Here is a 24,235-nt window from a genome sequence, read left to right on the forward strand (position 1 = left end):
GCCTGCGGAGAGGTGGCAGAGTGGTCGATCGCGTCGGTCTCGAAAACCGAAGTAGGTGCAAGCCTACCGTGGGTTCGAATCCCACCCTCTCCGCCAGTTTCCATACGAGCCGTGCTCTCCGCCAGACCGAGCGTCGCGCTGAGTGGCAGGTTTCCTGGGGTTTTCGGGGTAGACCTGTTGGCTGGCTGGACGCGGAGACGGCCGAAAATCGCTCTCCGGAGGCCAATTCTCTCCGGACCTCCTGACTTGGCCGATTTAGTACGGAACTCAAAAACCTAGGTAAAAAGCCAGTTTCCGCGCGGTCGGCGCTTGCTCCGGTTCGAACCCCACTTGCCCGAAATCCGTACTTCGAGAGCGAACACTTTGGTACGCTTTGCCCAGTGCAGAGCTTCTTTGGCAGGAGGCCCGCACAGTCTGGCTGCGGCACGACCCGGCTTAAGGCCCGACCTCTGCTCGTTTAGCCAGAATTGCTGCCAAGCAAGCCACGGCCGCATCGGAGAAGTTCGAGGTTGGCCGACCGAGCGGTCTGACCTCGAGTAACTCAGGAGCCTTTCCGACCCAGGGGTTGCCCTCCATGACTGCGAGCCAACCGCTCAGATCTTGGGAGAGCAGCGCCTTTTCGGCGGCCAGGATTTCTCCCTCGCTGGGGTCACTATGGCGTCCAAGGGTTACGTATCGGCCATCAGGGGCGATAACCACCCATCGGCGCTCGCGAGATCGTTCGGGTTCTGACGCCATGGGCGGACTATGGCTCGGATACCGGGAACCAGGAAGCGACAGCCTCTCGCTATCGAAAAACAGCGCTAGCCAGAAATTTGAGGTCCGGCAAACGATGACATCGCTGATCGATCTGGAAGCTGGACTGGCGGTATTGTTTGCTCAGCCACTTGAGCAACACGCAAACGATGATCCTGGGGCGTCTGGCTGGTCAATGCACTCACGACACTCTGCATTACAGGCGGGCAAACCCCATTTCCCAACATTTTGATTTTGTCTCTTCTGGAACCTTGATCGAGTATGTAGTCCTCGCCAAAACCCATTGCGCGCTGCAACTCGTCAACCTGCAGCATTCGCATGCGCGGCTCACCATCAATCCACTCGACAAGCCCAAATCGATCCAGCGTCGTAAGCGTGCGGATTGGTCGATCGAGCGGCTGCCATCCGCCGGCGCCATCACTGCTGTAGTAGACAATCAGGAACGGAACATCGCGCCCAAGTGCATCGATAGCTCGCTTGGCGCGCGCGACAGTCGGTTCCGCCAGGCCGCTGCCAAAAACCGAACGGGTCTTATAGGTTCCGGTGGGCGCCAGGATATCTAACACAGTCAGTCGACGCTCGGCGAGCGGAGTTGGAGGCTCAGGCGGCCCGTCTTTACTGCACATCAGAAAAAGCCGACGGCGGGTCTGGGGTGCGCCGAAGTCCTGGGCGTCGAGCACGTGCTCCGTGACGTACATATGCTCCTTGAGCGCTGCCAGAAAGTTCGGATAACGCTCCCAAGTCCGCATTTGAATTACGTTTTCAATGACCGCCCATCGCGGACTCAGCTTCCTGATGAACTTGAGTACATGGAAGGCTGTGGCCCGGCTCCCCTCATCCTTCACCCTCGCTCCGCGAGCCGGTGTGTGGCTCGTGCACTCGGGCGACGCCAGGACGAGATCGATATGCCCGATGTCGCCAAGGAGAGCCTTGTCGGATCGGCGGTTCAGACGCGTCTCGACGACCCGCGCACCGGGAAAGTTCCGACGGTAGGTCGAAGCCGCCATGCTCCAGGCGTCGACGGCTCCCACCATCTCGACACCCGCGGCGCGGGCACCCCAGGAGCTCCCACCACCGCCACAGAAAAGATCTATGCCACGAATCGCCATCAAGGACGATTCGTAACAGGCTGAGCGTAGGAGCGCGAGCCTGGGCGAAGGCTCGCGAAAGGCGGAGTATCAGCGCGTAGAGTCCAAGGCCTGTTTCACCCGGGCCACGCTACCCTCGGGATCGCGAGCAAGCTGATGTTCCCAGACACGGACCACTCGCCAGCCCGAACGCCTCAGACGCCGGAAATTCCTGGAATCTCTGAGTCTTGTTGCCTCGATCTTTGCCTCCCAGGCTTCCGACAGCTTGTCGCGCCACACTGGGAAGCGCCAACCGTGCCAGAAGTCACCGTCGACAAAGACGGCAACGCGGCGATCCCGAAACACGAAGTCTGGACGTCCAGGGAGATCACGGGCGTGGGATTCCCATGCGAGGCCGACCTCGGAGAGCAGGGCGGCGAGGCGAAGCTCCGGGCCTGTGCCTTTCCCCTTGATGCGGGCCATAACCCGACTGCGCGTCTCCACCGACATGATATCCCCGCGGTGACGCCGCGCCGGCTGCGGTGTCCCGCAGGGAACGTTTCGACTCGCGTCTTCGTTTCGCACCATTTTTGCTTTCATCTTGCGCCGGAACACCAAGGACCTACGCTGTTGCACGATGGCTAATGCTGGGCGCTCCCTTCTACCGATCTACTGTGTGGCCCGGGAGCGACTTGCCCGTTGGAAGGAAAAGTTGTGTCCCCATCGTGACGATCTTAAGCGAACATACAGGGTTCGACAGGGCGAGCGACTAACGCCTCGCCGGCAGCGCCGCCCCGAACGGCCCAGGATGTCGGGAAGAATTCTTACCGCACCCAAAACCCGCTGATGCCAATAGTGCGGCTTAGAGGGTCGACCGGCGGACTTCGGGGGTGGATCGTGGTGATAGGTCGCCTCGGGACGGAGGCGCCTTTGGCCGTGTTGGCCGGAACAACACTGGAGGAAGCATTTGATCGAAGACCAGCTGCTCACGGAATTCGTCGCGAACCTGCGCGCAGATGCCGATGACCGGCTAGGTGAGATCGAGCCCGGAACGCCACTCGCAGAACACGTGGCGCTTGCCGAGGTCATGCTCGGCTACCTCGAGGAGGCGGGCTCGGTCGCGTCTCATGACCTCTGTCCGCACGAGGACGCCTCCGGCCGCTCGCGGAGCCGCGTGATCGCATACTTCCTTCCTGACGAATCGTCGCGGCTCGAACTCTTCACCGCCTACCGCAGGCCGGACAACAGCGCCGCTGAGCTGCCGCGAAGCGATGCCGTTCGCATAGGGATAGCGGCGGCGCGCTTCTTTGAGCACGCCGCAAAGGGCGGCCTAACCCGCTTCGCGGGGAGCGCCCTTGCCGATGCCGCTGCACGCCGCATCGCGGTCGAGCTGCCGCGCATCGAGGACGTGCGCGTACATGTGCTGACCGATGCCGTGGTTAGGGGGAGCGACGTTCCGCCGATTCAGGTCCATGGCCGTCGTGTGGAGTTCGAGGTCTGGGACGCGGAGCGCCTGAGACGCGCGGCTGCCGAGGGCGTGACTCGAGAGCATATCGATATCGACTTCGTGGAGATGCTTGGCCGACCGCTGGCATGCCTGGAAATGAGGCCGCCCCCATGCGAGTACCAGACGTTCCTAGCGATCCTCCCCGGCGACTTGATCTTCGCGTTATACGAGCGGTACGGCGCGAGGCTGTTCGAGTTCAACGTCCGCTCCTTTCTTCAGGCAAAAGGAGCTGTGAACAAAGGCATCCGGCGGACGATAGCCGAAGAGCCGGACCGATTCTTGGCTTACAACAACGGCATCACAGCCACCGCAGACGAGATCGAGGCCGGCTCCTGGCACGGCGAGACCGTCATCCGTCGCGTCAGGGGCCTCCAGATCGTGAACGGCGCCCAAACCACCGCCTCCGTACACCGCGCGAGGAAGATTGACCGGATGGACGTCAGTCAAGTCGCCGTAGCCATGAAGCTGACACGGGTCACGGCCGACCGACTCTCTGAATTCGTTCCCCTGATCTCGCGGTACGCAAATACGCAGAACGTGATTCAGGTGGCTGACCTGTCAGCCAACAGCGACTTCCACATCGAACTCGAGCGGCTGTCAGAGCAACTGTGGTGCCCTGGCGAGCGGACGCACTGGCTTTACGAGAGGACGCGCGGAGCCTACCAAGTCGCCCGCGCCCGGTTCGGCTCGACAGCGGCCAAGCGCCGCGAATTCGATGCAGTGTGCCCGAAGAGCAACGTCTTCAGCAAGACCGACCTTGCCAAACTCCTAATGTGCTGGTGGGAGCGGCCGCAGACTGTCAGCCGGGGCGCGCAGAAGAACTTCATCATCTTCATGTCCGAGCTTCCGGATAGATTCCAGCGGGAATGGAAGCCGGACGCCGCGTTTTACCGTGAGGCAGTGTCTCTCGCGATCATCTTCAGGGCGGCCCAGACTGCCGTCAGGAGCACGGGGCTCGGTTCGTACGGTGCCAACGTAGTGGCGTTCATGATGGCCCGTCTCGCCTCCGACTTCGGCGGTCAGTTCGACCTCGACACCGTCTGGCGCGCGCAACGCGCATCTGACGAGATCCAGGCGCTCTTCGTGTCTTGGGCTCGCCCGCTCCACGAGGCGCTCCTTGCCGGTGCCGGGACGCGGAACGTCACCGAATGGTGCAAGCGCGACGACGCTTGGGAGCACGTGCGCATGGTCAACCTGCCGGGTCCGCGGTCCAGGCTGCCGGAGCTATTCGACTGAAATCTGAGCCGCTGGTTGGGGCCGGTCAGGGGACGTCATTCTTGGGCGCTGGATCGGCACCCCGTTCCCCCGCATCAGCATCTCGTTCCGCGCCCTGCCCGGGGATCGTCTCCGGAACAAGGAGGCTGGCTTGGTCTGCGGTTGTCCGGTCCCGCTCAGCGCTGATCTTCCTCACTCGCCGCTTCCGGGCTGGCTTCGAAGCCTCGCCCAAAGTCGTCCCTGTACCCTTCCGGGATATTTCCGCGCTCGTATTGAGACCGATCGAATCTGTGCCCTGGGCTGAGGAGGAAGCTCCTGGCTGCTTGCGGCCCCCTCCGCCTCGCGGCTTCCTCGCCTTCTTCCCGCTTTCCGCGGGTGCATCGCCTCCGGCCGCCTGTGCCGCGGGCGCAGCGGCGGCGACCCAGCGTCGGGCCAGGTCGACGTTGCGCCTAAGCGCGAGTGGCGCGTGTTGCGCCGCCCCCTCACCGATGGGGAACACCAGCTCAAGGTCGCCTGAGCCCGGGGCCTGCCAGAGCACCGAACCCGGTTCGGCAAGAAGAGCGCCTGAGAGCGCCTCGCGAACAAGCGCCCCGCCAGCGATAGCGCCGAGCACAACGCGGAGACCGAGCCTCGGTGCCTCGGTGGCACCGTCTGGCAAGGAGGAGATCAGGGCTCCTACGCCAGTGCGATCGCAGGTTCCCAGGATGCCATCCTCAGTTCGTGAATGAGAAAGGCCCAGCGCCTCCGCCACGCTTTGCAGTTCCCGGACCAGCGCAGCAACAGGCATGCCTCCGTCCACACTGCCCGACGGAACGGCGGTGTCCCTGGCCGGCGAAGTTGCCGCGTCGGCGGTAGGAACCGCTGGGAGCTGCGCCTTCAATGGGGCAGTGAGATCTTCTGCCCGGGCCGACGGGTCAGACTCGACAGCGGAGGCGAACTCGCCGAGGATCTCGCGGAGTGGCTGCTTGATCGCCGACGGCATCCTCGCGAGGCCCTCGCGGAAGCCAGCGAGTGCTGCGGCCGTCAGGTGAACGGTCGGGCCGGGCGGCACGCCATCGGCCAGGTCGTCAAGGATTTCGTCCATCCGGTCCCTCTGAAGGACAAGGAGGAGCGCCCGGAGCAGCACGTCGCCTCCGTCCGCGAGGTCCTGCGGACGCCTCGCTCTGCGGGAAGTGACAACGTCCGAGACGAAGTTTTTGAACCTGTCCAGGTTGTCAGCGGCGTAACCTGAGGACCCAAGCGCTTCTGCGTACAGGTCGACCATTTCCATAGGGTCCTGCCCAGGCATCCCACGCAGACTGGACATGACCGCGGCGACAGCGCTGCCCGGTGTATCCCAGGGGCCGTCCGGCGAATGCAGGGCGTTGGCGAAGGCGGTGAGGTCGACGGAGAGAGCACCGCTTCCGTCAAGAAAGGCGGTAGCCGCGGCAACGGCCTCGGGGCGTCGGTGTGCAAGCGCGAGGACGGCGCCGACAGCGCCGGCCAGCGCATCTGCGCGAATCCAGTCTGGTGTCTCGCCTGCCGCTAGGTCAGTAGACTTCTCGCCGCAGCGGGACGGACCCTCCCGGCCGAAAAGCCCCGGCGCCACCTCCATGGGCAATCCGTCGGTGCTGATGTTCTCGAACATCTTTCCCGCGACTTGGTCGCGCTCGTCTTCCGTGCGGAAGATGAATGCGGTGATACGCCCGAGCGGGATGCAGGCGGCCTGAAGGTCGCCCACGGGGCAGGCGGACGCGCCAACGCGGCAGAGCACCGGGAACTCGCCGTCCAGCCCCCCAGTCACTGCCGTCAACTCCGATGCCCGCAGCGCGTCCACCACGGGCCGCCTTGCCAGGTGCCGCATTCCCCTGCCGGGCCGGGCAGAAGCACGGAGGTTCTCCAGGATCGAGAGGGATTCCCGAAAGTTGGAGACAAGGTGGGGTCCAAGGCTGTCCGAGCTCATGCCAGAATCCTGATGGCCGGCGCCCGCGGCATCAATCCGAGCACCTGGGGCCTGTCTGAAGGCCGGCCGACCCAGAGTAGGACAAGGCTCCGACGTGCCCTCGCGGACATCACGTACATGCCCATCTTGAAGAAGTCCTCCTGGCCCTCCTCGATCCGGGCGGCATGGATATTCACGATGAACACTGCGTCGAACTCCAGCCCCTTGCAGCTGGCCCGATTCAGCACCGTCACAGCCGGCTCGTCGAAGACGAGGTGCCGCTTGGGCCAGTTAAAGTCCGGGTCGCGAAAGGCGTAGGTCTGGACGCGTACGCCCGAAGGAGCAGCCGTGCGGAGCGCATCGAAGTAGGCGCGGCGGGCCGCATCGTCATCAGGTATGAGCACTCCAATCTCGTGCTTCGGGTTGTTGCGCTGGTACGTGACGATCTGCTCGACAGCCGCCTGCACGCCCTCGCAACGGCGCATTTCGGGGGTTGGCCCCCTTCGCTCGGGTAGCAACGGGATGCCAGTGCTCGCCCCGGCAAAGAAGTGCTGTGCGACCAGAGCGACCTGCCTAGTGTTCCGGAAGTTCGTGCGCAAATGGTAATGACGCGAAGCAGGGATCGCCAAGGCCGTCTCGATGTCCGATATGGTCGAGTGCTGCTTCGCACTGAGCCGCTGGTTCTCGTCGGCCAACACCATGACAGACACCGGTCGTCCCTCTGGCCCTAACGCCCCTTCTGACAAGAATCGCAGGAGCCTGAAGAACTCCGGCGGGAAATCCTGGCCCTCGTCGATGATCAGCTTGTCGAACGACAGGGCGTTCCAGCAGGCGATGTCCTGGTGCTTGAGGAGGTGTCGGGTAACGGCGTCCCAGTCGACGGCAAACTCGCTCTCTTCCGTGGCGGGAAGGTCAGACGTGGGAGACCAACGACTGAATGCGGCGGGGTTCCTCCAGTACCGGTCGGGTTCGACTGCCCAGCTGTAGCCGCGAGATTTCCCTCCCTTCGGACTCCAAGGCGCCCAGACCGCAGGCTTCCATTTTGCACCGAGTTCCTTGGCCGTCTCCCGCTCATCAAATGGAGTGTCCAGGAAAATGGATGATGCATTTGCGACCGGGGGAACCCGCAGGCCAAACCACAGCTCCTTGAAGAGTTGGCGCACGGTCCGCACGTTGACGCCTTGGGCTTCAAGCGACCCAATGCCGTCTGGTAGGCGTGAAGCGTAGGCCTCGAGCATCCTGTTGAACATCGCCACGGCGGTCCGTCGACCCTTCTTCGCGGCCTCCATCGCCCGGAGCACGGCAAGCACGGTCTTCCCGGTGCCGGGCGGTCCCGAGACGAGGACGCGGCCGTCTTCGGGCGCGTACAGGTAGACCCGTTCCTGCTCCTCGTTCAGGTCACGTGCGTTCGGCAGCCTCACGTTAGGCCCGCCAGCACGCCCTCGAGCAGCCCTGGGAGGGACGCCCCGCGACCTAGGAGGAGGCTCCTGTCGAGCAACGTGTTGGCGAGCACGCAGGAGGTCTCGGGGACGAGCGAGCAGGCGTGGCAGGCAGCCCGGTTGAAGCCGCCGAGTCCCTGCCCCTGGGTCTCCCGGCACACCGGATCCGCAGAACACCAGACCCCGCGATCCAGCGCCACGCGGATTAGATCGCCGAGTCTGTCCGGCCGTCCCTGACGTACCAGGCCGCCGAGCGAACCCTCGGAGTCGCCGTCCGCCGTGTAGATGAGTAGCCCCGCCATGTCGGGACCTGCGTAGATTCTCTCGCGAAGGGCGGAGGAGGAGTAGCCAGACTCGAACACGAGTTGCCGCATCAGTAGGTGGGAAAGGGTGTGAATCGCGATCAGCCTCGCTGTCGGCTTCGGCAGGAACCAGTATCCCTCGTCCTGCCAGTGGCGCTCGAGTTCGGCGAGCCGCGCGGACTCTTCGCGGTCTGCCCGTACTGCAGCCTCCCATCGTGTGACGAAGCCGAGGTCAAAGGCTATGAATATACCCTCGCCGAATACCTCAACCGCGGGGAGCCAGGGGCGAATTCCCGCAGGGAATGGGCGGCCAGCCTCAGGCCGCACTAGCGCACCGTCGGGCTTGATGCGCCTGAAGCCTAGGAAGGCCCGGACCTCCCGTAGGCGCTCCGCCAGCAGGACGCGCGCGAACGGCGCCCCACCGCCGATCGCCGGCGGAGGAGTCTCCCGGCAGACGAGATCCTCCGACTCAAAATCGGCGGCCTCGGCTGACGTTAGGAAGCGCCACTCCTCGGCCAGGATGTCCTCGGGGTCCCAATCCGGGTCACCTTCCTCCGGGGCGGCGGTGGCCTCCCCACCAACAGGTGCGGCCGCGCGGAGGTTCTCCAAAACGAGTTCGAGGGGTAGTGCAAACTCAGTCGCGAGCATCTGAGCGAACCGGGCGACACGCGGGTGAGGTACGTTGCCGGTCGACGCAAGATCGGCAGCGACCTCCTTAGCCATCTCAAAAGTCGTCGAGGCCAGCATCCTCGCCACCGCTGCGTCATGTGCCGACTCTCCGCCGCCGTCCCCGAGCGAGAGGGCGGACGCGGTGACGGGGTAGTAGAGGTTCGTGGCGCCACGCTGAAGCACTGACGGCTCCTTGGTGCAGGTAAACCCGCCTGTCCGCGCCTGCCAGGGAAGGCACGAGGGACAGCGCGCCCCGACGGCCTTCAGGGATCCCTTTGACGTGATGCCTTCGAGGGACTCGGATGCCCCGCAGTCCTCGCAGAACACCTTGAGCGTTTCGAGGCCGCCGGTCCCAGTTTCGTCCACCAATAGCTTCAGTCGCTCATGCGAGCGGCAGCCACCCCTGGTCGACTTGTGCACCCACAGATGCCACGGCACGTCATCCAGGTGGCCGTCTTCACAGGCGACGACGAACCGCATCGGGACCAACGTGCCCTCGTGCTGGCATTGGGGGCACCTCATTGGTAGTCCGGGGCGCCCGTGCCGGGGCTCCTGCCAACGGACAATCCGGCGGCACCGGGAGTTGTTGCAGAACATCGACTCGGGAAATCGATGCAGGAGCACACGACCTAACGACCCCGGACGGTCGGCCGGGGGCTTCCTGAGGTCGCGACGGAGCCGCTGCTCCATTCTCTGGAGACGAACGTACTCCGACGGCGAGCCCCAATCCACGGCGTCGCAGACAACGAAGGACTCATCGCCGATGTCGATGACAGCCCCGATGCCCCCGGCACCGACCAACTGGGTGCGCCGGAGCTCGTAGTTCTTGCCAGCGCTCATGTCCCGCTTCTCCGCCGAGCGGCGCTGCCCCGTGGTCTCGGATTGGCGGCGCCGCCGTCTGAAGGCGCATCGGGCGGGCGGGCGCCTCTGATCCACACCCGCACCCCGACGTCGACATGGCGCATGGACTGGAGGGTTTCACGCGCCTCGGGATGGGCCTGCTCGCCGAACTGTTTCATCAACACGGGGAAGTTCACGGCCTGCGGTGGCATTGCGTATTTGAGGTTCTGCGCAATCCGCGTCTCCCACCACCGCTCCACCTCGGCCGCCTTCGAGTTGATGCCCCGCACCTCGGTCGGGTCGGCCCGCCGCATTCTATCGTACAAGCGGTCTGCCAACGCGCGCACCTGGGGGTCCGTCGTGGTGAAGCGGGCCGCGTCGGCGTTACCTGAAAAGGCGGTTCCCATCCTGATCGCACTGATGATGGCGGCGTGAAACACGCGTTCCCGCGCCGGCAGCGCGAAGGGGGTGACGCTCGTCGGTTCGACGAACCTGTAGAGGGCGTCGTGGAATGGCCGAAAATTCTCGTAATGCGAGCGGTCCCGAGGCTTCGTGGGGGAGTAGAGGGCGAGAACAACACCGGGTAGTCGCATACCGTCGCGGCCGACGCGCGAAGTCGCCTGGATGTATTCCGACGCCGTCTTAGGCTGCCCGAGCACCATCATCAGGCCAAGGCGGTCGATGTCTACGCCGACCGACAGCATGTTCGTGCAGCCGAGGTAGTCTATGGCACGGGGGGTGCCCTTGGACGCGGAAACCTCGTCGATCACGTTAGGGATATCCTCGCCCCTGACATTTGCCGAGAGCTCCTGGACCCGGCGCAAGGCCCTTGTCCCGGGCGTTCCCGGCGGGTGCAGCGCGGCGATCCGGGAGGGGATGTCGTCTCGGGCCAGCGTGAGGCTGCGCCCGAGTTCGCGACGGCTGTTGTGGTACGCGACCAGCGTCCACCATGTGTCGTCCACCGCGTCAGGCAGCCCGAGCCTTGGGACAGCGGTCAGCAGCGAGGCCGAGGCAAGTACGTTGCTGAATGTCGGGGTATGGCCCTGCGCCATAGCGCCGAGATAGAGCCGCCCGGGGACGTCGGGGTCCGGGCGAGAGAAGAAGGTTTCCCCGGCCGTCAGCCCCGCGGGGGGGAAGACAGATCCCCTTCTCGCGAAGAGTGCTTTCGCCTGTTCGTCCGAGCGCCGGATAGTGGCGGTCGAAGCAACGATCTTTGGACGCCCGCCGCGGTGGGCGATCACTGCGTCGAGTGCGGCCTCGTAGCCACCGGCTACCGTGCCCAGGGGGCCAGCGATGAGGTGGAGCTCATCCTGAATGACGAGGGATGGAGGTGTGTTGCGATCTCCCGCCCCGAAAAACCTCGCAGCTTTCTCCTTCCACGCCATCATTGCGAACTTGTCGAGCGTCGCCAGAAGCATCGTGGGTGGCCTGTTGTAGAGTGCCTCGTCCACGATCTGCACGGGTATGTGCGGGTTGAAGTCGCACCGGGGCTCCAGGCAGAAGAATTCGAAGCTCCCAGGTGTGCAGCGGATCCCCACGCCGTCATCCCCATCGGTGTGTCGCGTAGGAGAGACAATGGGACTGCCGCACGCCGGGCAGCGCAGAAGGATGAAGGGGTTACGCACTGGGCCCGGCTGTTGTCGGATGAGGCGGTCGAACTTGTTGGCGGCGTCGGCGAGTGAGTTCGGCGCGTTGCTGGAGCCTATCCAGAGCCCCAGCGAGAACGGCTCATCTCCCAGAGCACCCGCAGCCTGCATCCGCAGGCTCTCGAGCGCACAGATGAGGTGCCCGGCGCGCTGGAACTGCTGCTGCGTGAGCAGACGCAGGGTGTAGCGCATGATGACGGCGGTGCCGCCACCGCGACCAAGTGACACCATCCTGCGCCGGAGCATGTCGAACGCCGCGGCGGCGAGGTAAGCCTCCGTCTTGCCACCGCCGGTCGGGAACCAGATCAGGTCGACGACGTCGTGGAACGGGTCGTTCTCGTCCCACATGCTACGGAGAACCAGCAGCAGGAATGCTAGCTGGAAGGGACGCCACTCGTAATCCGCGTGCCTCGCGTCATCCGGGTCGATGCTCCCTGGGACTGGATTGCCTCCCCTCTCGGCCGACTTGACCCGGCCCGAGTAGGCCATCTGGACGAGCATTGCCCGGTTCGCGAGGCGAAAGCACTGGAGCGCCTCCGGATCGCGAGCAAGTAAGTCGCAGCCGTCGCGCATGCGCCGAAGCGCCTCGTCAATGCTGACCAGAATTCGCTCGCGAACCTCAGCCGGGTGGCCGTCCGTCAGCTCCTCATCGAGACCCCGTCGCCAGACGGCATACGCATCCACAAGGGCCCGCAGATCACCCAGAAGGTCGTCCGCAACGGCGGCCTCGGACTGCAGGCGCTGGAGGTTGAGCGCCCGGCTCGCGCGCTCGTCAAGGTCGCGGATTCTGGTCGTGACGGGTGCGACTTCGACGGACGGCAGAAACTCGACACCTATCCGGGTCCTACCGTCACCCGCTGGCCTCCAGTCAGCAGCGCATCCGTGCCCAACCGCGAGCGCGGGCCGGTGCCGATACTGGAGTGCGAGTTCGTCCTCCTCGGGGTCGGCGGTGAGCCGTTCAGGGGAAGGCCACCTCAGGACGGCCACGGAGGGCACAGCCTCGAGCGAGACCTGGTACAAACAGTCCTCTGGGTCATACCGGCCGTTCTCGTCCGAGACGGTCCTTTCGTTCACGAGGGTTACCGTCACGATCCAGGAGCCTTCCGGGCCGCTTCGTGTGGATAAATGGATCTGCGCCCAGCCCCCAAATGCACGGCGCCGCACCGTGCCCGTGGACGGGATGTTGATCGTCTCCGCTTGGCCGGACGTCGGATAGCACAGGCTCGACCGCATCCAGGATGGTCTCCTTCGCCGGCTCCCGCTTCGCGGCGGCCTGCTTCCAGGAGCCGTCTCCTCCTGCGCGGGAACCCGCTTCGCGTAGATGCCGGCAACGGCACGTATCTCAACGGAGAGTGGGTTCCCGGCTGGGACCGCGAACGAGAAGCCTACGGAGGAAGGGAGACGCTGGAACAGTAGGTCAGTCGGGGCCTCAAAGCCCTCCGCGGCTTCGTCCCCGTCGCTGCTCCCGGCGCCAACGTCCGGTGCCGATGTCTCCTCCTCTTCCACGACAGGCGCTGCCGTCGCGTTTCGGGGAAAGAGCATTCCCATCAGGTACCGCTTGTCCGGCCGCTCCGGCAGATCTTCGACGGCGCCGAGTGATGGACCTACGAAGTCCCCGCGTAACGTGGCGACTAGTTGGTCCCGAGCGGCGCGCTTCTCCTGCGCCGTGAGCGTTGGGGCTGCTGGCCTGGGTTCGGACAACGACTCAATCCTTCGGGTCATTCGACTGTTTCTTGGTCGCTGCGTGATTCCTGATCGGCCTGAAGGCGTCTGAACCAGACGTCGGCGCCGTCGGCCAGGAACACGGCAAGCCCTGCTCTCGGGCGGGTCATGGCGACATACAGGAACCGCTCGCTCCTCGACTGATCCGAGAAGCTGAGCGTGCACGCGACAGCCACCCACGCCCGCTCCATTCCTCGAAACGTCGAGGGATCGCTCACCACAACTCGCGTGCGCGCCGTGTCGAGCGCGGTGGGGTCGATCAGTAGCGCCACGTCGTCGCCCAAGGCCCGGCGCGCAATCTCGAGCAACGAGGGCACATCCTGTTCAGCGGCGAGCAGCGCGACGTCACCCGGCGCGACGCCGGTGTCCATCCAGTCGCGTACCCGCTCCACCGCCGCTTCCATGCAGGCGGCTGCAGGGCCAAGCACGTGAGCGATATGCGGAAGGACGCCGCGGGAGTCGATGTCGGAGACGCCCACGTCGGCCCCAACTGTGCTGCGGACCAGGTTAACAATGTTGCGCGTGGATCGGACGTTCCGCGCCAGACGATAGCAGGCGGACGTCGCGCGCAGCTGGGCGAGGCTGCCGGGCTCAATGGTGGAGTGAAGCGCTTGGTTTGCGGGGTCCATGAACCAGCGCCAACACCCACCTTCTAGCCCTCCCCTAAGCAGTCGCCCGGCTTGGCGCAGACCCTCAGGATTGGCCAACTCCTGCCCTTCATCCACGACGAGGACATCGAGGGATCGCTCGGGAAGGTGTCGCATCGTCGCCGGATCCACCACGGTCACCCTGGGCATTGCGGTGGCGAGGTGGGCCGCCAGGACCGGCGCGGCAACGATCAGGCCAACACTGCTCCCGGAGGCCGCTGCCTGTCGCGCAGCCGCCGCTGCCAGCAGAGTTTTGCCGGTCCCGGCCCCCCCCTCGACGAGCAGCCGCTGGTTGCCCGAGAGCCCCTCAAGTATCTCAGCCTGCCGTTCGGTGAGGCGAACAACATCCTGCTCGATCGCCTCCGCACAGCGGGCGGGGGCGGGCGCATACTGGAACTCGGGGAGCAAGTGCCGCGCCAGGGCGGCAGGGTCGAGCGGACCTGTGGAGCGGCCCGACGCGACCGCCCTCGCTCGCCACCACCGGAAGGCGCCATCCAGTGCATCGGTGAAACTAGAAGGCGTGGCGCATGCCGAGCGGTCGAGGAGCAGCGGGGCCGGGATCTCGGGGTGGGGCGTGGCCCAAAAAGTGAAGGGTGTCACAACCGCCCATCCGAAGATCCCGATGGGGGGGGCCCCGGCGCCGGCGAGCGTCCGGAGAAGCGCGTGCACGCCCGACTCCGCCTGCCTGTGTGGCCCCTCAGAACGCTTCCTCGCCTGCCCCCGCCCGTTCGCGAAGCTCCAGACGCCCCCCGAATGCCGGACGATGCCCCCCTTAACCTCGATGACCAGTAGCCCCCGCTGGTCGGCAACTACGAAGTCGGCCTCACCATACCGCTTGTAAGCGTGCTCTGGCAGGTTCAGCGAGTGGACGGCGAACGCGCCGGGAGATGCAGGCACTGCGGCCAGCAGCGATCGCACATAGCGCTCGCCGTCCGGCGTGTCTGGGTTCAAGACGGTAGTGGGAAGAAGTCGCAATGCGTTGCACACTCGGAGTTGAGAATCTTTCTCGAGCTTAGTGTGGAACGATTGAGCGGGATACAGTTAGGAGGGGGGTTAGAAACTCGGGGAACGATAATTCGCCGCACTGAGAAAACGGAGTTGGGGCTTCCCCGAGGTCTCAGCCAAATCGGACAGGTATCTGCAGCCGGGGCGCGCCACCACAGTCGGCGCGCACGAGGCGTTGCATGCCTACGATTCTTGCTGCGCCGACAGCCGTATCTTGTTTCATAAGGCTCGGGGCTAGGTTCCGGTCTCAACGAAGCTGGGCCAGCCACTCCACAGGAAACGGCTCCATGAGGGCTGGCAGCGTCATCCCCCCTGGCTGTCGCCCATCCAGGATTGCCTCCACGATCCCCGGCGCCAGCAGCGTCAGGCGGAGCAGGCGCGAGACATAAGACGAGTTGATCTTCTCGGCCGCCGCCAGTTCGTTGATGGTGGCGAAGCGGCCCGCCTCCATCATCCGCCGCCAGCGGAACGCCCGGGCCAGCGCCTTGACCAACGTGGTGTCCGCAGCCGAGGCGCTCCGGTTCGTGGTGCCGCCCGGCGTGAGGATCAGCTTCCGTCCGCCCCGCGGCTTCCGGATCGCCAGCGGCACCCGCACGGTCAGCATCTGCGCTGCGCCGGTCACGCCGCCGCCCTCGGCGATTCGGCCGGCGGCGTGGCCAGGTCCCGTGCCAGGCTCGCTAGCCCCTCCAGCTTCAACCGCACGTCGGCGCCGCCCGCCCCTATGTCCACTCGGTCGACCAGCAGGCGGATGATCCGCGCCTGCTCGGCCGGAAAAAGCTCCTCCCAAAGCGGATCCAGCCGCTCCAGCGCCAGCCGCGCCTCGTCCTCCGTCATGTCCGGCGCCGAGGCCCGGGCCGCGCGCCAGGCTCCAAGCACCACCTCCGGCTGGCGCAGCAGCCCCCGGACCTGGGCGATGACCGCGCGCTCGATCTCCGCGGCGGAAATGCGCGCGATGGCCGGGCCGTCCGCGGCGCTGCCCTTCAGCACGGACTGGCTCACATAGTAGCGGTATTGCTGGCCGCGCCGCCCCCGCGCGTGGGTGGGCGACATGGCGCGCCCATCGCTGCCGAAGATCAGCCCGCGTAGCAGCGAAGGCGTTTGGCAGCGCGTGCGGTTGGCGCGGGTCCGCGGGCTGATCGTCAGGAGGGCGTGGGCCGCGTCCCACATCGCCTGCGGCACGATGGCGGCATGCTCGCCGGGGTGCGACTTCCCCTTGTGCATCGCCTCGCCGAGATAGGTGCGGTTGCTCAGCACCCGGTAGACGTCGCTCTTGGTGAAGGCGCGGCCGCGCTTCGTGGTGGCGCCCTCGGCCCGAAGCGCCTGGACCAGCTTGGTGCCGGATTCCGTCTCCACGAAACCCTCGAAGATGCGTCGCACCAGCGCCGCCTCGGTGTCGTTCACCAGCAGCTTGCGGTCTCGGGCATCATAGCCCAGCGGCACGAAGCCGCCCATCCAGATGCCGCGCGCCCGCGACGCTGCCACCTTGTCGCGAATGCGCTCACCAATGACCTCCCGCTCGAACTGCGCGAAGCTGAGCAGGATGTTCAGCGTGAGGCGACCCATGCTGGTCGTCGTGTTGAAGGACTGCGTCACGGAGACGAAGGTCACGCTGTTCGCGTCGAACACCTCCACCAGCTTGGCGAAGTCCATCAGCGCGCGCGACAGCCGGTCGATCTTGTAGACCACCACCACGTCGATCAGCCCGCGCTCGATGTCGACCAGGAGGCGCCGCAGCGCCGGACGTTCCAGTGTCCCGCCAGAAACGCCGCCGTCGTCGTAGCGATCGCGGACCAGCACCCAGCCCTCCGAGCGCTGGCTGGTGATGTACGCCTCACACGCCTCGCGTTGCGCGTCGAGCGAGTTGAACTCCATGTCCAGCCCTTCCTCGCTCGACTTGCGCGTGTAACCGGCGGCGCGGATTTTCCTCACCGTGGCGGGCATCGCGGTCTCGGCGGCTGGCTTGCGCTTCATGCCGTGCCCCTCCGGTTCTTCAGGCCGAAGAACAGCCAGCCATTCCAGCGCGTGCAGGTGATGGCGCGTGCGATGGAGGACAGCGACTGGTAGGGGCGGCCCCGATACTCGTAGCCGTCGTGCAGCACGGTGACGCTGTGCTCGACGCCCTGATACTCCCGGATCAGCCGCGTGCCGGTGATCGGCTTGTCGTCACCGCGGATGCGTCGGAGGACGGGATTGCCCCCGTCCAGCTGCTCGCCCAGCGCCTCGAGGCGCTGGATCGTCTCGGGCTTCAGGCCGCCATAGGCTAGCTCCTGAATCCGGTATGCCAGACGGCTCTCCAGGAAGCGTCGGTTGTAAGGCGGCGGCTCGGCGGCGAAGAGCTCCCGCCATTGCTGCTTCAGGTCCAGCGTGGCGGTGGTCTTCAATGCCGCCAGCCGGCCCAGCACGTCGGCCTGTGGGATGGCGGGGATGGTAACCGCTGGTGGCGCGGCGGATTTGGTCTTGCGTGTCATGCGGGTCTCCGGTTGGGCCGGTCCGCACACACGCTCTGATAGGCAGTGAAGTGTAGCGAACTCTCTCCGGCTGCGTCAGAATTCGCCGCGTCACGGGCCTGATCTTCCGCTGCACGCTGCCGGAGGCGCACCAATCCCACGGCCAGGATCGTGCAGACCTCCCGGAGATGCGGCGGGAGGTGATGCAGCTGGGTTCCGGACGCGCGCATCACGCGCCACGACCTGAAAGAAGGACCAGAGCAGCATGGCTTCCAAAGGGCCGCAGCCTCAGCCAGAGACCCCGTCGACTGCCGCGCACGCCAGTTCGGGACACAACGACGTTCGGGACGCTGCACCGGACTTCCCGCTCCACCTGCCACTTCGACAGGCAATCCTCACCTGGTGCAAGCCAGATCTCGTGGCTGCCGTTCGACGGGAGGAGGTCCGGCTCACCGAGCACGAGCATGCAGGGCTCGACCTTCCGCTGCTGTGCGATGTGTCGGAGCTGGCGGTTCCGCATCGAGACGGTTGGATGGCCGGGCATGCAAGCCACACGGCCCTGTGGGGCGCCTGGGACCGGCTGTTCAACGATCTGCGGCGCAAAGTCGAGGGCGGTGAACTGTTTCTGGAGGGGGTGCGACTGGCACCGGAGCATGGAACCACGCCGGAGGAGATTAGCAGCAGCTGGGCCGCCGACATGAAGTTCGACCTGGACCGGAACACGGTTCAGGTTGGTCAGGCCCGGTTCGGCGCGATCACGGTCTCCACGCGCCCGTCGCCATGGCAAACTGCCGTGGAAACCCCCTTCGCCCAAAGTCTGGCGGCGCCCGCGCAGTCTCGGGCGGCCAGGGTGGCTAACCGCGACGCGCCTGAGCGGCTGACGGTAGATCAGGTCGCCAGCCTGTCCGACGACGTCATTCTGGTGTTGCTGGAGGAGCACGCGCGGCGTGTCATCGACACACCCGACGCGAAGCTGATCGCCCCGGGCAAGATCTCGTTGATGCCGATCATCAGACGGAAGATGCTGAAGCGGGCTGACGACGGCGAGTTGCTGTCCACGCTCGCCGCCGAGGGGCTGTTTCTCGCGCAGTGGATCACCAGCAAGGTCGAACATCATCACGTGCCCTCGGAGCGCACCATCACCAAGGTGCTGGGCAAGGAGTACGGAGCAGCCAAGGCGCGATCCAACGCCGCGATTCAAAAATCCAAGACTTTGGGTCGCTGAAACGCGGTCCTGGATCGCGGTGCCACAACGGTCCTTCTCTCCGCCATCTTTGCGCGGGGCCAACCGGTGGACGATCAGGGCGACAGCCAGGACTACCAGGACCTTGCTCCGCGGCCGACCGGAGCGGCGGCTGGGACCGATGTGCGCCACTACCGCGTCACCTTCGGCAGCGGCGATAGCCAGACGGCGCCGTGGTCTGACGTTCGCAGCTTCACCTGGCCCGAACTCTGCGACCGCCTGACGCAACACGAGATTGGTGCCAAGGAGGGCAACTGCATCGTGCCCGCCGTCTTCCGTGCCGGCCGGCGCAAGAAGCTGGACGCCGAGCGGATCGAGATAGCAATGCTCGACAGCGACGCGGGCGCCACGCTGGAGCAGATCGCGACCGCAGTCAGGGGGCAGGGTTGGGCTGCCGCCATCAGCTCGACCCACTCGCACCTCGGCACCCGGACCATCGCCAAGCGCGGCAACTGGGACAAGTTCCGTGCCGCCCATCCGAATCTGTCCAATCCGGCGCAGGCATTTCTGGAGGCCGAGCGGAGCTACAGGCCCGGCATTGCAGATGGCGCGCGGGTCGTGGCCGAGACGGATGACCAGGTCACGTTCGACCACGCGCCATGCCCGAAGTTCCGGATAACCCTGCCGCTGCACCGTCCCTGGATCGCGTCAAGCTACGACAGCCAGGCCACCGCGAACCGAGCCTGGAAAGAGCGCGTGACGGCGCTGGCCCAGGCATTGGCTCTGCAGCACGACCAATCCTGCACCGACACCTCCCGGCTGTTCTACCTGCCGCGTCGCCCGGCGGACGGGCCGCCCTCGGAGATCCTGGTCCTGGAGGGCCAGCCCTGCGACCTGTTCAGCCTCCCGAGCCCGGCTACGGCGCCACGCGCTTCTGTGCAAGGGAAGCGCAAAGGTCGAGCCTCCCGCGCGACTACGGACGCCAGCGGCCCGTTCGGCCTCGACTTCGGCCGCATCACCTTCACCGATCCGGACACCGGCGAAATCCTCGATCTCACGGCCTGGGCGGCCGCTTCGGCACGCCACTTTGAGATCGTCGCCGCCCTCCGCGCCCGCAGTCCGCACATCCTGCTCGGCAAGGTGGCGGACGGTACCAAGCACCACATCTGCTGCCCGAACGAGGCGGCCCACACCCAGGCTGGCGCTGACGCCGCGACCTTCATCGTCAACGCCAGCCAGAGCGAAAGCCGCGGCTTCGTCATCCACTGCCGCCATGCCCACTGCGACGGACGCGACCGCCTGCTCTTCCTGCGGCAGATGCTGGAGCAGGGATGGCTCAAGATCGAGGACCTGCAGACCCCGGAGTTTCTGCAAAGTCAGCCTGCCGAGCGCCCGCTGATCCGCATCTCAGGCGGAGCACTCCCAGAGGTTGTCCAGCAGGCCGAGGAGGCGCTGCTGGCTAAGCCGCACCGGGTGTATCAGCGCGGATCCTTCCTGGTACGACCAGGCGTCATCCGCCTCGGTGTCGGCCACGACCCGCACCGAAGCCACCTACAGATCCTGGAGATTGAGGATCAAGCGCTGGCCGAGGTTCTCACCGCCGCCGCGTCCTGGGAGCGCGTCGATAGGCGCAAAGATGAGTGGGTGTCCATCGATGCACCGCTGCGCGTGGCCACGATCCTTCGCCAGCGGCGAGGGCATTGGCGCCTGCCGGTCCTCGCCGGCATCCTGTCGGCCCCGACGCTTCGGGCCGACGGCACGGTGCTTGACCAACCCGGCTACGACGCCACCACCGGGCTCCTTCTCGACTTTCGGGAGAGCCAGTTCCCGGACGTACCGGATCGTCCCAGCAAGGAGGATGCGCGCGCGGCGCTCGGTCTTCTACTGCGGCTGATCTCGACATTTCCGTTCGTCGACGAGGCCAGCCGCAGCGTGGCGCTGTCGGCCATATTGTCTTCCGTGATCCGCCGGGCGCTACGAACCGCCCCGCTCCACGGCTTCTCGGCACCGGTGGCAGGATCGGGCAAGTCGATGCTGGTCGATCTGTGCAGCGTCATTGCCACCGGCCGCGTCGCCGCGGTGATCTCCCAGGGCAAGACGGAGGAGGAGTTTGAGAAGCGCCTCGGCTCGCTGCTGCTGGAGGGTGAGCAGGTCATCGCCATCGACAATTGCGAAGCTCCTCTTGGCGGTGAGTTTCTCTGCTCGCTGCTGACCCAGGAAACCGTGCGCTGCCGCATCCTCGGCCGATCGGAGGCGCCGCAGCTGCCGAGCAACAGCTTTGTCACCGCCACCGGGAACAACCTAGTGATGTTGGGCGACATGACCCGCCGCGCGCTGCTCTGCCAGTTGGACCCACAGGTCGAGCGGCCGGAGCTTCGTCAGTTCGATTGCGATCCTCTGGCAGAGGCGCAGGCGAACAGGTGCCAATTGCTGGTCGCCGCGCTGACCGTTCTCTGCGCCTACCACGTGGCTGGCCGTCCCGGCTCGCCTCCCCCACTCGGATCGTTCGAGGCATGGTCGGATTGGGTGCGGGGCGCGCTGCTGTGGCTGGACCAAGCCGATCCCGTGGCCACCCTTGATGTGGTCAGGGCACAGGACCCGCGGCTCGACGCCATTACCGCCCTGCTCAGCCAATGGCACGAGTACCTCGGCACCCGTGACGTCACGGTGCGCGAAATAATCGAATGCGCGACCGCCGGGCCCTCGTCTGCGGGCAGCAGCTTCGGTCACCAACGGCAGCATTTCGAGCGCGCCGACTTCCGCGAGGCACTGCTCGTCATCGCCGGCGACAACGGCGCGATCAACAGCAAGCGCCTTGGGCGCTGGATCGGCGACCACCAGGGGCGTGTGGTGAACGGCCTGCGCATCACCCGCGCGCGCCTGCTCGCTGGCAGCCAACGATGGAAGCTCAACGTGGAGGCCAAGCATGCTGACGCAGCCTGATTTAGGTGGATGTGGTGGGTTTGGTGGATCTCTCCCATACCCCACGCGAAAACTGTCAGAGCAGTACATGTACATACACATGCTGTGTGTGTTTGACAGTTTATATAGAGGGGCCGGAACAAAGGCACCAAACCCACCATATCCACCTGCCGCAGCGCGTCACGCCGGATCGGCCGGATGGGCTGGCGCCTTCCCCTCTAACAAAGCTGCTCCCGCCCGTCGCCACGTCGGCAGGGCCTACCGATGACCGGCCGCCCGCCCTTCGCACCAACCGATGAGCAGCGGCGCCTGGTGCGTGCCATGGCCGGCTACGGCGTGCCGCATGAGGACATCGCTCGCGTCGTCCGGTGCAGCGCGCCCACCCTGCGCCGGTACTTCCGCGACGATCTTGACGTTGCCGTCATTGAGGCCAACGCGCGCGTCGCCCAGACGCTGTTCCAGCAGGCCAGCACCCCCGGCAACATCGCCGCCACCATCTTCTGGCTCAAGGCCCGCGCCGGCTGGCGCGAGAAGCGGCCCGATGAGGCCGCCCCGCCACCCGCAGCCACCGCGCCACCCGAGCCTCTCGTCATCCTCCGCCGCATCGTCGATGCCCAGCACCGCGATGACCATGCGCCGCCGATGGTGCTGCCGCGCCTCCGTCCACAGAAGGTTGAATGCAGTGAGTGACATCCAGCCCGCCGGCGCGCCGATCCCCGAGACCACGACGTTGTTTCCGCCCTACAAACTCGCGGCCGTCGCCGCGTTGGTGCCCTATGCGCGCAACGCCCGCACCCATTCCGAGGCACAGGTCGCGCAGATCGCCGCCTCGATCCGCGAGTTCGGCTTCACCAACCCGATCCTCGTCGATGGCGACCGCGGCGTCATCGCCGGCCACGGCCGCCTGCTGGCCGCCCGCAAGCTCGGCATGGCTGAGGTGCCCACGCTGGAACTGAGCCACCTCACGCCCGCCCAGCGCCGCGCCTACGTGCTGGCCGACAACCGCCTGGCGCTCTCCGCCGGGTGGGACGACGCCATGCTCCGGCTCGAGCTCGGCGAGTTGCAGGCCGAGGGCTTCGATCTGGCGCTAACAGGGTTTGATGAGCTGGAGATTGCCGGCTTCCTCGTCGGACCCGCGGACGGCCTCACCGACCCTGACGCGGTGCCGGAGCCGCCCGCCAATCCCGTCAGCCGCCTAGGCGACGTCTGGCGCCTCGGCCGCCACCGGCTGATCTGCGGCGACGCCACCGAGACGGCCGTGGTCGAACAGGTGCTGGCCGGCGTGCGGCCGCACCTCATGGTCACGGACCCGCCATATGGCGTGGAGTACGACCCAGGCTGGCGCAACGCCGCGCTGGAGGGCAGCAAGACCGCCCGCACCGGCAAGGTGCTGAACGACCACCGGGCGGACTGGCGGGAGGCCTGGGCGCTGTTCCCGGGCGATGTGGCCTATGTCTGGCACGGGGCGCTGCACGCCAGCACCGTGGCCGACAGCCTCATCGCCTGCCGGTTCGATATCCGCGCGCAGATCGTCTGGGCCAAGGAGCGCCTGGTCATGGGCCGCGGGCACTACCATTGGCAGCACGAGCCCTGCTGGTACGCCGTCCGCGGCGGCGCGACCGGCCACTGGAGCGGCGACCGGAAGCAGACGACGCTCTGGCAGATCGCCAGTCGCGGGCAGGATGCCGAGACCACCCACGGCACCCAGAAGCCGGTCGAGTGCATGCGCCGGCCGATCGAGAACAACTCCAGCACCGGCCAGGCCATCTATGAGCCCTTCAGCGGCTCAGGGACGACGCTGATCGCCGCCGAGATGTCGGGGCGGGCCTGCCACGCCGTGGAGCTGTCGCCGGCCTATGTCGATGTGGCGGTGCTGCGCTGGCAGGCCTTCACGGGGCAACAGGCGGTGCTGGAGGCCGATGGGATGTCGTTCGCAGAGGTCACAGCAGCGCGCGGTGCTGAGGAGGCTGTGCCATGCAGGGCGTGACCTACGTGCCGACCGACGAGCAACGGCGGACGGTCCGCGCCATGTCCGGCCTCGGCATACCGCAGGACGACATCGCAACCTTCCTGGAGATCGACAAAAAGACGCTGCGGAAACACTTCCGGGAGGAGCTCGACCGAGGCTCGATCGAGGCGACGACGAAGGTGGCGCAGAGCCTGTTCCGGATGGCGACGGATGGCGGCTCGGTCGCGGCCGCGATCTTCTGGATGAAGGCGCGGGCTGGCTGGCGCGAGAAGCACGACGGGTCGATGAGCGCGTCCACCGACGTCGAGGACAAATCGCTGAGTGTCGTCTTCCAGATCGTCGATCCGAAAGAGCCGGTTCCGCCGAGGCCAATCCTCGATGCGGCGCTGAGCCGGCCCGATGGGCGCCTGCCTCGGATCGAAGATCAGGAGCGCGACTGACGCATGTTCAACACCGACCAACGACCGTTGATCGGTGTTGAACAGGGTCAAAGTGGGAAGGTTCGTGCACCTGCGCCTGGCCAGGATGCTATCCCCGCTTACGCAGCGAGCGCACAAAGCGCGGCCCGGCCTCCGCAAAGCCGGTCGATCGAGCGAAGTCCTGCAGAGATGCTTCGCCCGATGCCGTAGCAATCTCCACTTCGTCGCAGCCAGCAACCCGCGCGGCCTGCGCTGCCGCCTTGACGAGAAGTCGCCCGATCCCCTGGCGCCGGGCATCGGCCGCCACCAGCAGTGCGGTGATTTGTGCGACCGGGCGTGTCCCCGCCAAGGTGTGATACCAGTGCATGCTCAGGAGGCCGCTCGGCGGGCCCCACTGGACGGCCAGCAACACTGTGCCGGACGCCTCTCGCAATGCGATAAGCCGCTCCGCAAGTCGCAGCGGGTCGACCGTGCGTCCAGCCTCAGCAAGCAGCTCGACCATACCACTGGCATCGGCGGCCGTGGCGGCGCGTATCTCAAGGCCGTAGCGTGACGTCAC

At 66.1% G+C, this 24,235-nt stretch carries 17 protein-coding genes, 1 tRNA gene and 1 pseudogene; 7 read left to right on the top strand and 12 right to left on the bottom strand.

Annotated elements, in window-relative coordinates; genetic code table 11:
• The first annotated feature begins 6 nt into the window (after window positions 1-6).
• Window positions 7-96, top strand: a tRNA-Ser gene (locus ACVFYP_RS15610).
• A 707-nt stretch (window positions 97-803) separates the two neighbouring features.
• Here ACVFYP_RS15610 and ACVFYP_RS15615 read toward each other — a convergent pair.
• On the bottom strand, window positions 804-1,865 hold the full coding sequence (locus ACVFYP_RS15615) for a DNA cytosine methyltransferase (protein ID WP_499201110.1): 1,062 nt from the start codon (window positions 1,863-1,865) through the stop codon (window positions 804-806).
• A 69-nt stretch (window positions 1,866-1,934) separates the two neighbouring features.
• Complete coding sequence (locus ACVFYP_RS15620) at window positions 1,935-2,423, bottom strand: very short patch repair endonuclease (protein WP_499201279.1); 489 nt, start codon at window positions 2,421-2,423, stop codon at window positions 1,935-1,937.
• A 367-nt stretch (window positions 2,424-2,790) separates the two neighbouring features.
• Here ACVFYP_RS15620 and ACVFYP_RS15625 point away from each other — a divergent pair, with 367 nt between their 5' ends.
• Entirely contained in the window at window positions 2,791-4,566 is a 1,776-nt protein-coding gene (locus ACVFYP_RS15625; RefSeq protein ID WP_499201111.1) for an AIPR family protein, read from the top strand.
• A 25-nt stretch (window positions 4,567-4,591) separates the two neighbouring features.
• Here the strand turns inward: ACVFYP_RS15625 and ACVFYP_RS15630 are convergent, their stop codons facing one another.
• The 9 genes and pseudogenes from ACVFYP_RS15630 to ACVFYP_RS15670 form a co-directional block, all read right to left on the bottom strand.
• Window positions 4,592-6,487, bottom strand: coding sequence for a hypothetical protein (locus ACVFYP_RS15630; RefSeq protein ID WP_499201112.1), 1,896 nt, complete (start codon window positions 6,485-6,487; stop codon window positions 4,592-4,594).
• Window positions 6,484-7,887 carry a DEAD/DEAH box helicase gene (locus ACVFYP_RS15635; RefSeq protein WP_499201113.1) on the bottom strand — a complete coding sequence of 468 codons (1,404 nt, stop codon included), beginning with the start codon at window positions 7,885-7,887 and terminating at the stop codon, window positions 6,484-6,486. Before ACVFYP_RS15635 ends, ACVFYP_RS15630 begins: the two co-directional genes overlap by 4 nt.
• Window positions 7,884-9,716: a DrmB family protein gene (gene drmB, locus ACVFYP_RS15640; RefSeq protein WP_499201114.1), complete on the bottom strand. Its 1,833-nt coding sequence runs from the start codon at window positions 9,714-9,716 to the stop codon at window positions 7,884-7,886. Before drmB ends, ACVFYP_RS15635 begins: the two co-directional genes overlap by 4 nt.
• Complete coding sequence (locus ACVFYP_RS15645) at window positions 9,713-13,063, bottom strand: helicase-related protein (protein WP_499201115.1); 3,351 nt, start codon at window positions 13,061-13,063, stop codon at window positions 9,713-9,715. The genes drmB and ACVFYP_RS15645 overlap by 4 nt, the downstream gene beginning before the upstream one ends.
• Window positions 13,064-13,080: 17 nt before the next feature.
• Complete coding sequence (locus tag ACVFYP_RS15650) at window positions 13,081-14,139, bottom strand: AAA family ATPase (protein ID WP_499201285.1); 1,059 nt, start codon at window positions 14,137-14,139, stop codon at window positions 13,081-13,083.
• A 213-nt stretch (window positions 14,140-14,352) separates the two neighbouring features.
• Window positions 14,353-14,718, bottom strand: a pseudogene (locus ACVFYP_RS15655) (nuclease-related domain-containing protein); the annotation flags it as partial.
• A gap of 265 nt (window positions 14,719-14,983) precedes the next feature.
• A complete protein-coding gene (locus ACVFYP_RS15660; RefSeq protein WP_499201116.1) occupies window positions 14,984-15,358 on the bottom strand; it encodes a hypothetical protein in 375 nt (124 codons plus the stop codon).
• Window positions 15,355-16,707, bottom strand: coding sequence for a recombinase family protein (locus ACVFYP_RS15665; RefSeq protein ID WP_499201117.1), 1,353 nt, complete (start codon window positions 16,705-16,707; stop codon window positions 15,355-15,357). The genes ACVFYP_RS15660 and ACVFYP_RS15665 overlap by 4 nt, the downstream gene beginning before the upstream one ends.
• Entirely contained in the window at window positions 16,704-17,204 is a 501-nt protein-coding gene (locus tag ACVFYP_RS15670; protein WP_499201118.1) for a DUF2924 domain-containing protein, read from the bottom strand. The genes ACVFYP_RS15665 and ACVFYP_RS15670 overlap by 4 nt, the downstream gene beginning before the upstream one ends.
• Before the next feature lie 244 nt (window positions 17,205-17,448).
• Here ACVFYP_RS15670 and ACVFYP_RS15675 point away from each other — a divergent pair, with 244 nt between their 5' ends.
• The 5 genes from ACVFYP_RS15675 (at window position 17,449) to ACVFYP_RS15695 (ending at window position 23,697) form a co-directional block, all read left to right on the top strand.
• Complete coding sequence (locus tag ACVFYP_RS15675) at window positions 17,449-18,408, top strand: hypothetical protein (RefSeq protein ID WP_499201119.1); 960 nt, start codon at window positions 17,449-17,451, stop codon at window positions 18,406-18,408.
• A 66-nt stretch (window positions 18,409-18,474) separates the two neighbouring features.
• The gene (locus ACVFYP_RS15680) at window positions 18,475-21,309 is read left to right on the top strand and encodes a hypothetical protein (protein ID WP_499201120.1); all 2,835 of its coding nucleotides are present in this window, start codon (window positions 18,475-18,477) and stop codon (window positions 21,307-21,309) included.
• Between the two features lie 243 nt (window positions 21,310-21,552).
• On the top strand, window positions 21,553-21,978 hold the full coding sequence (locus ACVFYP_RS15685; protein ID WP_499201121.1) for a hypothetical protein: 426 nt from the start codon (window positions 21,553-21,555) through the stop codon (window positions 21,976-21,978).
• On the top strand, window positions 21,971-23,275 hold the full coding sequence (locus ACVFYP_RS15690) for a site-specific DNA-methyltransferase (RefSeq protein WP_499201122.1): 1,305 nt from the start codon (window positions 21,971-21,973) through the stop codon (window positions 23,273-23,275). The genes ACVFYP_RS15685 and ACVFYP_RS15690 overlap by 8 nt, the downstream gene beginning before the upstream one ends.
• Window positions 23,263-23,697 carry a hypothetical protein gene (locus ACVFYP_RS15695; protein WP_499201123.1) on the top strand — a complete coding sequence of 145 codons (435 nt, stop codon included), beginning with the start codon at window positions 23,263-23,265 and terminating at the stop codon, window positions 23,695-23,697. Before ACVFYP_RS15690 ends, ACVFYP_RS15695 begins: the two co-directional genes overlap by 13 nt.
• A gap of 88 nt (window positions 23,698-23,785) precedes the next feature.
• On the opposite strand, the gene ACVFYP_RS15700 is transcribed toward ACVFYP_RS15695, so the two are convergent.
• A complete protein-coding gene (locus ACVFYP_RS15700) occupies window positions 23,786-24,235 on the bottom strand; it encodes a GNAT family N-acetyltransferase (protein ID WP_499201124.1) in 450 nt (149 codons plus the stop codon).

This window comes from Roseomonas sp. F4 (genome assembly GCF_053891155.1).